The 1,268-nt window shown below is 57.1% G+C and carries 1 protein-coding gene; it reads left to right on the forward strand.

Annotation, left to right across the window (positions count from 1 at the left end; translation table 11 throughout):
- Positions 1 to 207 precede the first annotated feature (207 nt).
- Positions 208 to 708: a hypothetical protein gene (locus tag E8D38_RS27905; protein WP_140637581.1), complete on the forward strand. Its 501-nt coding sequence runs from the start codon at positions 208 to 210 to the stop codon at positions 706 to 708.
- The last annotated feature ends 560 nt before the right edge of the window (positions 709 to 1,268 follow it).

The following is a 1,268-nucleotide window of genomic DNA, read 5'->3' on the forward strand; positions in this document are numbered from 1 at the left end:
GCATGCGCAAGCTGCTGACCATCCTCAATGCGATCATGCGTGACAGTGCGACCTGGAACCCACTGGCCTCAATGAACGGAAAAGGAGCTTGACTTGAAAGACAGTTGCTCCATCGAGCGGACACACAACGGCGGGTCGCAGTTGCGCGCTTCGGCCACTCTGGCGGCGCCGTTGTGCGCCGCTCATGTCGAACGTTAGGTGCCTAGGTTGAATGCCAACCGCCGCAAGCTGCTCACCTTGGTTGCAGCAAGGCATGGCCTGGTCTGCCATGCACGACCTTCCGCCGCCCAAGAGTCAACCGTTACCGTGAAGCTGCCGAAAAAGATGCTCCCCGACCTTGCATGGTCCTTCCACGAACCACTCCCTCAAACACCGGCGTTGTTGCTTGCGGCACTTCGGAGCTATGGGGAGGACATCAAGGTTGAGGTAAACGACGCAGAGTTGCAGGAGCGGTTTCCGCTGAATGCGCTCGACATCGAATACAAGTACGCCGAGCGAAACAGTGGAGGTGATTGGGAGGACATTCCGGTCACTTTGCGCGTTCGGCGAACCGCACCACCCTCATACCTTGAGCTCCTGTTCGAGACCCACCTCGCTGCCGGAGAGATCCTGAAAGACCAAGACCATTGCTTCTTTGAAGGCCTCTGGCTGCTGGATCGTCAGAATGAGAAGGGTGTTCCGGTCTATGAGCTCTACCTTGGCAGCTGAGTCACCTAACCCCTCCATCGAGCGGACATGCCACGGCAGGCTTCGCCTGCCGCGTCATGCCGCTCATGTCGAACGTTAGGCCTCTACATCATCAGGGAACGGATATATGCGGTTGGTCAAACTGGCCCTGTTACTCTCCATCTCTTCAACGCTTCTTGCCTGCGGAGGAAGCGGCTCGGAAGAACCAACAGCCGGGCCCCCGCTGGTAAAGGTTGTCTCGGCTGTCGACGCCAATTCCGCCGCAGACGTAGTCGACATCGCACTTTCCGACATTTTGGTCAACGGTGTGTCTCCAGATTTGCACACACTCAGCGCCAAGTCGTCGAACATCCAGCTCGTCGGCACCACACTTCAATGCAAGGTTCCTTGTAGCTTCTCCACTTTGGAGGGCAGCTATGTCATGGCCGTTAGGGCACCTGGTTACGAACCCGCACCAGTCTCATTCGAAGCAAAGTATTCGTCGTACTCTGAAGGTTGCCCCGCAACCTATAGCGGAAGCAAAGATGTCTCCGTTTCACTCTCTCCTCTATAGCGCAAGGCCTAACCCCTCCGTCAAGGGG

This window comes from Methylibium rhizosphaerae, from assembly GCF_006386545.1.
Taxonomy (GTDB): Bacteria; Pseudomonadota; Gammaproteobacteria; order Burkholderiales; family Burkholderiaceae_C; genus Pseudorivibacter; species Pseudorivibacter rhizosphaerae.